This is a genomic window from Streptomyces sp. NPDC051776 (genome assembly GCF_040681345.1).
In the GTDB taxonomy this organism is placed as follows: Bacteria; Actinomycetota; Actinomycetes; order Streptomycetales; family Streptomycetaceae; genus Streptomyces.
Map to the genome: position 1 here is coordinate 1 of NZ_JBFAYQ010000083.1, position 7,936 is coordinate 7,936.

Consider the following 7,936-nt stretch of genomic DNA (forward strand, 5'->3'; position numbering starts at 1 on the left):
CATCTGCTGCTGGCCAGCCGTCGTGGCCTTGATGCGCCCGGTGCCGTTGAACTCGTCGGCGAGCTTGCCGAGTTGGGTGCCGGTGTCGAGGTGGCCGCCGTGGACGTCGCGGACCGGGACGAGCTCGCCGGCGTGTTGCAATCGATCCCCTTCGGTCATCCGCTTACGGCGGTGGTGCATACCGCGGGGATCGTCGATGACGGTGTCGTAGGTTCCCTGACTCCGGAGCGCATGTCCCGGGTCATGCGACCGAAGGCGGATGCCATGGTGCATCTGCATGAGCTGACTCACGATGCTGATCTGTCGGCGTTCGTGGTCTTCTCCTCCGTCGCGGGCACGTTCGGCGGTGCGGGGCAGGCCAACTACGCGGCCGCCAATGCCTTCCTCGACGCTTTCGCTGCAAGGCGCCGTTCGTCCGGTCTTCCGGCCACTTCCCTGGCCTGGGGCCCTTGGGCACCCGGCGCGGGCATGACCGCCGACCTCACCGAAGCCGACCTGCGCCGCATGGCACGCGGCGGCATGCGGCCGCTCACCGCCCAGCAGGGACTCGGCGCCCTGAACGCGGCGTTGCGGCGCACCGAACCGGCCCTCGTACCGATCGCGCTCGACCGCCGTACACTCCGGGACCGGCAGGCGGTCACGGCGCTGCCCGCCATGCTGCGGAGCCTCGCCGTCACACCGGCGCGACGCACGGCGGCCGTGGCGGGCGAGGACGCGGGGGAGACCTTCCGGGCCAGGCTCGCGGCCTTGCCGCATTCCGAGCGGGCGACGGCGGTCCTGGACCTCGTACGTGCCCAGACCGCAACGGTGTTGGGGCACGCGAGCCCGGACACCGTCGAGGCCGGCCAGGACTTCCGCGGCCTCGGCATCGACTCGCTGACGGCCGTCGAACTGCGCAACCGCCTCAACGCGGCGACCGCTCTCCGGCTCCCGGCGACCCTGGTGTTCGACTATCCGTCGCCGCAGGCGCTCGCGCGGCACATCGTCGCCGAACTGCTCGACGACGCCGTACCCGGGACCGGTGTCGACGCCGTGCCCGCGACCGGTACGGCGGCCCCGGCCGTCCGCGCCGCCGGCCAGGCCGAGGACGAGCGGATCGCGATCGTGGCGATCGGCTGCCGTTTCCCCGGCGGCGTGCGCGGCCCGGAGGACTTCTGGCGGCTGCTGGCCGACGGGGTGGACGCGATCGGCCCCCCGCCCGCGGACCGCGGCTGGCACGCGGACGGGATCCAGGGCGGATTCCTCCACGACGCCGCCGACTTCGACGCGGACTTCTTCGGGATCTCGCCGCGCGAGGCCCTGGCCATGGACCCGCAGCAGCGGCTGCTGCTGGAAATCTCCTGGGAGGCTCTGGAGCGGGCGGCCATCGACCCGCGCCGCCTCCACGGTTCGCGTACGGGAGTCTTCGTCGGTACGAACTACCAGGGGTACGGGTCCGCGGCGCACGTCGTCCCGGCCGACGCCCAGGGGCAGCTGATGACCGGGCACGCGGCGAGCGTGGCCTCGGGCCGTGTCGCCTACGCGCTGGGCCTGGAGGGACCGGCGGTCACCGTGGACACCGCCTGCTCGTCCTCCCTCGTGGCACTGCACTGGGCGGCGCAGTCGCTGCGGTCCGGCGAGTGCGATCTCGCGCTGGCCGGAGGGGTGACGGTGATGGCGACGCCGGGTGCGTTCGCCGAGTTCGACCGGCAGGGCGGGCTGGCCGGCGACAACCGGTGCAAGGCCTTCTCGGACGACGCCGACGGCACCGGCTGGGGCGAGGGTGCCGGCATCGTGCTGCTGGAGCGGCTCTCCGACGCCCGGCGCAACGGCCACCCGGTGCTCGCCGTGGTCCGGGGCAGTGCGATCAACTCGGACGGCGCCTCCAACGGGCTGACTGCCCCGAACGGTCCCTCGCAGCAGCGGGTCATCCGGGCCGCGCTGGCGGCGGGCGGACTGACCCCGGCCGACGTCGACGCGGTGGAGGCGCACGGCACCGGTACGTCACTGGGCGATCCGATCGAGGCGCAGGCGCTGCTAGCCACCTATGGGCAGGAGCGTGAACGGCCGCTGTGGCTCGGCTCGGTGAAGTCGAACATCGGTCACACCCAGGCCGCCGCCGGTGTCGCGGGGGTCATCAAGACGGTGCTGGCGATGCGGCACGGGACGCTGCCGGAGACGTTGCACCTCGCCCGGCCGACCACGCACGTGGACTGGACGGCGGGCCGGATCGAGCTGCTGGCCGCTTCGGAGCCCTGGCCGGAGACGGGACGCCCGCGGCGCGCGGCCGTGTCGTCGTTCGGTATCAGCGGCACCAACGCTCATGTCGTCCTCGAGGAAGGTGCCGACGAGCACTCCGCCGACGACGGGGCCCTCGGGCAGCGCCCCGCCGACAACCGTTCCCACGGCGAGCACTCCACCGACAACCGGTCTCCCGGCGAGCACCCCGCCGATGAGGCGGGGGCCGTCGGCCCCGTCGCCTGGCCCCTCAGCGCACGGTCGGCCGCCGCACTGCGCGGGCAGGCCGAGCGGCTGCGCGCCCACCTGACCGCCCGTCCCGGAGCGGACCCGGGCGAAGTGGCGCACTCGCTGGCCACCGCCCGTGCCCTGTTCGAGCACCGGGCCGTCGTCGTCGCCGAGGACCATGAGGAACTCCTCGCCGGGCTGGCCGCACTCGGCCGTGACGAGGACGCCGCGAGCGTGGTGCGCGGCCGGACCGGGCCATGCGGCCGTACGGCGTTCCTGTTCAGCGGGCAGGGATCGCAGCGGCCCGGAATGGGCCGGGACCTCATCAACCGGTTCCCGGTGTACGCAGAGGCGTGTCGCCGCGTCTGTGACGCGTTCGACGCGCATCTGGACGTTCCGCTGGCCGACGTCGTGACGGCCGGGGAGGGCACGGGACCGGCAGCGCTGCTGGACCGCACCGCGTACACCCAGCCCGCACTCTTCGCCGTGCACGTGGCGCTGTACGAGCTGGTGCGCTCCTGGGGCGTGACGCCCGACGCGCTGATGGGGCACTCCATCGGCGAGCTGTCCGCCGCGTACGTCTCCGGGGTGCTGTCCCTGCCGGACGCGTGCGCGCTGGTCGCAGCCCGCGGCCGGCTGATGGAGGCGCTGCCCGAGGGCGGCGCGATGGCCGCAGTGCAAGCGTCCGAGGAGGAGGTGGCGCCACTGGTGGCGGGACGCGATGACCGCATCGGCATCGCCGCCGTCAACGGGCCGACGGCGGTGGTGATCTCCGGCGACGCGGACGCCGTGTCGGACATGGCTGATCATTTCGTCGCGTTGGGCCGAAAGACTAGGCGTTTGCGGGTCAGCCATGCGTTTCACTCGGCGCATATGGACGCGATGCTTGCGGAGTTCGACGAGGTCGCGCGCGGTGTCCGGTACGACGCGCCCGCGATCCCGGTCGTCTCCAACGTGACGGGGAACAGGGCCACGAAGGCCGAGCTGACGTCCCCCGAGCACTGGGTGCGGCACGTGCGGCAGACCGTGCGCTTCGCCGACGGTGTGCGCCGCCTGCGGGAGGACGGCGTCGGCACCTTCGTCGAACTCGGCCCGGACGGATCGCTGACCGCCATGACCCTCGACACCCTGGAGCAGCCCGCGGAGCACCGGCCGGAGCAGCCGGCGGACCACGCCGTCGCCGTCTCTGTGCTGCGCCGGGGCCGACCGGAGCCGGTCGCCGCACTCCTGGCCGCCGCGGCCCTGCATGTGCGCGGGCTCGCCGCCGCGCCGACCGGACTGACCGCCCCCGCCCGTACGGTGGAGCTGCCGACGTACGCGTTCCAGCGCAGCCGCTACTGGTTGGAGGCCGCCGTCGAGCCGGCCGAGGTGCGGGGCGAAGGCGGCGGGGCCGACGAAGAGTTCTGGGCCGCCGTCGAGCAGGGTGATCTCGGCGAACTGACCGAGCGTCCCGATCTCGGCGGCGACACGCCGCTCAGCGAAGTGCTGCCCGCCCTGACGTCCTGGAGGCGCCGTCGCCGCGAACGTTCCGCGCTGGACTCCACCGCGTACACGGTGGCCTGGCGGCCGGTGCCGGACGGCCCGCCGCCGGTCCTGTCGGGCACCTGGCTGCTGGCGCTGCCCGCCACGAGGGCCGGGGATCCCTGGACGGATGAACTCGCCGAGGGCCTGAGCGCGTACGGTGCGCAGATCGTGCCGGTCACGGTGGACTGCACGCTTGCCGACCGTGACCTGCTCGCGGACACCCTGCGCACCCTTCCCGAACGGGACTCCCTGCGGGGGGTGCTGTCGCTGCTGGCGCTGGACGAGGGTCCCGCGGTCACCGGCCCGTACGGAACAGCCGCCGACACGACCGCCACCCCACCCGGCCTGGCGGCGCTCCTCGCCCTGACGCAGGCACTGGGCGACGTGGAGATCGGTGCTCCCTTGTGGTGCGCCACCACCGGGGCGGTCGCCGCCACCGACCGGGAGAGCGTGACCTCGCCGACACAGGCCGCCGCCTGGGGCCTCGGCCGGGTCGCCGCGCTCGAACAGCCGCAGCGCTGGGGCGGCCTCGTCGACCTACCCGCCGATCTCGACGGCCGGACCGCCGAACGGCTCGCCGCACTGCTGTCAGGCACGATCGAAGAGGACCAGGCCGCCATACGGGCCGCCGGTGTCTTCGCCCGCCGTCTGGTGCACGCGCCGTCCCCCGGGCGGGCCGGCACGCAGCGCCTCCCCGAGTGGGAATGCGCGGGCGAGACGGTGCTCATCACCGGCGGAACCGGTGCGCTCGGTACCCGTGTCGCCCTCCGGCTCGCGGAGCGCGGCGCCCGTCACCTGGTGCTCGCCGGCCGGCGCGGCCCGGACGCCGACGGCGCCGAATCCTTGCGGGCCGCACTCGTCGCGGCGGGCGCCGACGTGACACTGGCCGCCTGCGACACCGCCGATCCCGACGCCCTCGCGGCACTGCTGGCCGCGCACCCGGTCGACGCGGTGGTGCACGCCGCCGGCGTCCTGGACGACGGACTGCTGGAGTCCCTGACACCGGAACGTCTGGAAGCGGTGCTGCGGCCGAAGCTGGCCGCGGCCCGCAATCTCGACCGGCTCACGCGCGACCGCGAGCTGTCGGCGTTTGTGATGTTCTCCTCCCTCGCCGGTACCGTCGGCTCGGCCGGCCAGGGCAACTACGCCGCCGCCAACGCCTACTTGGACGCGCTCGCCGCGCGGCGCCGAGCCGAAGGACTGCCTGCCACCGCCGTGGCGTGGGGCCCGTGGGCCGGTGGCGGAATGGCGGCCGGTGGCTCCGAGGCCGAAGCTCGGCTTCGGGGCGGGGGCGTCGTCCCACTCGACCCCGATACGGCGCTCGCCGCCCTCGAGCGGGCGGTGGCGCGCGCGGATGCCGCGCTGACCGTTGCCGAGCTGGACTGGGACCGCTTCGTCGTCGGCTTCACCGCCGTGAGGCCCGCGCCGCTGCTCGCCGAACTGCCCGAAGCGCAGGCCGTGTTGCGGCAGGACTCGAAGCAGGGCGGCGGTGCCGGGACGCCGGACGGTGCGCTGCGCGCCCGGCTCGCCGGGCTCACCGAGGCCGAGCAGGAGCGGCTGCTGATCCAGCTCGTACGCGGCCATGTCGCCACCGTGCTGGGGCACGGCTCCGCCGACGCGGTCGACACCGACCGTGCTTTCACCGAGCTCGGCTTCGACTCGCTGATGGCGGTGGAGCTGCGCAACCGGCTCGGAGTGGCCGCCGGACTCCAACTGCCCGCCACGCTCCTGTTCGACCAGCCCACGCCGCGCGCCCTCGCCAGCCACCTGAGAGCGCTGACCGACACCGAAGGCGGCGGTACGCCCGTGCTGGACGCCCTCGACCGGTTGGAGAAGGCGCTGGCCGGGCTCGGCGAGGACGACGCGCAGCGCAGCCGGATCGCCTCCCGCCTGCTGGGTCTCGCCTCCCGCTGGACCGGCCGGGGCGAGACGCCGCCCGACGGGAAGGGCGACGCAGCCGAAGACCTCCGGGACCGGATCGATTCCGCCGGCGCGGAGGAGATCTTCGCCCTCATCGACAACGACCTCGACCTCTCATGACCGGCCGGACGACGGGCACGGGACGCCGGACCGGGAGAGCCGACCGGGGCGAGGGCCACCGGCCGCCCGTTCACGGGCACGGGCAGCGCACCGGCCGGAACGACCACGAGCACCGGCCCCCTGGCCGCGACCACCGTCCGCCGGGCCGCGACCACCGGCAGCGGGGCCGCGACCACCGTCCGCCGGGCCGCGACCACCGGCAGCGGGGCCGCGACCACCGTCCGCCGGGCCGCGACCACCGTCCGCCGGGGCGCGGCCCCAGCCCGCGCACCGGCCGTGACGGTCGGCTCCACGACCACCGCCGCGACCGGCACGACCTTCAGGGCGGGTGAGTACGCGTGAACGAGCAGGAAAAGCTCCTCAGCTACCTCAAGAAGGTCACCGGCGATCTGCACGAGACCCGCAAGCGGCTGCGCGAGGCGGAGTCCGCGTCCCGCGAACCGGTCGCCATCGTCGCGATGAGCTGCCGTTTCCCCGGCGGCGCCGATTCGCCCGAGGAGCTGTGGGAACTGCTCGGCTCCGGCGGCGACGCCATGACCGAATGGCCCGCCGACCGGGGCTGGAACCTCGCCGACCATTACGATCCCGAGCCCGGTCGCCCCGGCAGGACGTACTGCACCGTCGGCGGCTCCCTCCCCGGGGCCGGTGACTTCGACGCCTCCTTCTTCGGGATATCGCCGCGTGAGGCGCTGGCGATGGACCCGCAGCAGCGGCTGCTGCTGGAGATCTCCTGGGAGGCGTTCGAGCGGGCGGGCATCGACCCGGCGTCCCTGCGCGGCTCCCGCACCGGTGTCTTCGCAGGCACCAACGGGCAGGACTACCCGGCTCTCCTGCTGGCCTCGCAGGAGAGCCTGGAGGGCCACGTCGGGACCGGCAACGCCGCCAGCGTCGTCTCCGGGCGCATCTCCTACACCCTCGGCCTGGAAGGGCCCGCCGCCACCGTCGACACCGCCTGCTCCTCCTCGCTCGTCGCCCTGCACCTGGCCGTACGGGCGCTGCGCGCGAGGGAGTGCGACCTGGCCCTCGCCGGCGGCGTCACCGTGATGTCGACCCCCGGTCTCTTCCTGGAGTTCAGCCGGCAGCGGGGCCTTGCCCCCGACGGCCGCTGCAAGGCCTTCGCCGAGGCAGCCGACGGCACCGGCTGGGCCGAAGGGGCGGGGATGCTGCTGGTGGAACGCCTCGCCGACGCACGCCGTCTCGGGCATCCGGTGCTCGCCGTGGTCCGTGGCAGCGCGGTCAACCAGGACGGTGCCTCCAACGGCCTCACCGCCCCCAACGGCCCGTCCCAGCAACGCGTCATCTGGCAGGCGCTCGCCGACGCCCAGCTGTCCACCGCCGATGTCGACGCGGTCGAGGCGCACGGCACCGGTACGACCCTGGGCGATCCGATCGAGGCGCAGGCGCTGCTCGCCACCTACGGGCAGGACCGCGAACGGCCGCTGTGGCTGGGCTCGATCAAGTCCAACATCGGGCACACCCAGGCCGCCGCCGGTGTCGCCGGCGTCATGAAGATGGTGCTGGCCATGCGGCACGGCCTGCTGCCCCGTACGCTCCACGTCGACCGGCCCACCACCCACGTCGACTGGACAGCGGGCCGCGTGGAACTGCTCACCGAGGCACGTCCCTGGCCCGCGGGCGACCGGCCGCGTGTGGCGGGCGTCTCCTCCTTCGGTGTCAGCGGCACCAACGCCCATGTCATCCTCGAACAGCCCGCGGAGGAAGGGCGGGAGCCGGCACGGCCCGCTCCCGAACCGTCGGAGTCCACCGACCGACCCGCCCTCCAAGTCTCCGGTTCCGCCGAGCGTCCCGCCCTCCAAGTCTCCGGTTCCGCCGAGCGTCCCGCCCTCCAAGTCTCCGGTTCCGCCGAGCGTCCCGCCCTCCAAGTCTCCGGTTCCGCCGAGCGTCCCGCCCTCCAAGTCTCCGGTGC

2 protein-coding genes are annotated in these 7,936 nt (G+C 74.1%); both read left to right on the forward strand.

All coding sequences use genetic code 11. The annotated features are described in order from the left end of the window. Positions 1–9: 9 nt before the first annotated feature. Positions 10–6,009 carry a type I polyketide synthase gene (locus tag AB0M26_RS30205; protein WP_365265974.1) on the forward strand — a complete coding sequence of 2,000 codons (6,000 nt, stop codon included), beginning with the start codon at positions 10–12 and terminating at the stop codon, positions 6,007–6,009. A 338-nt stretch (positions 6,010–6,347) separates the two neighbouring features. Further along, positions 6,348–7,936, forward strand: a 1,589-nt coding sequence (locus AB0M26_RS30210; RefSeq protein WP_365265972.1) for a beta-ketoacyl synthase N-terminal-like domain-containing protein, incomplete at its 3' end; no start/stop codon positions are given.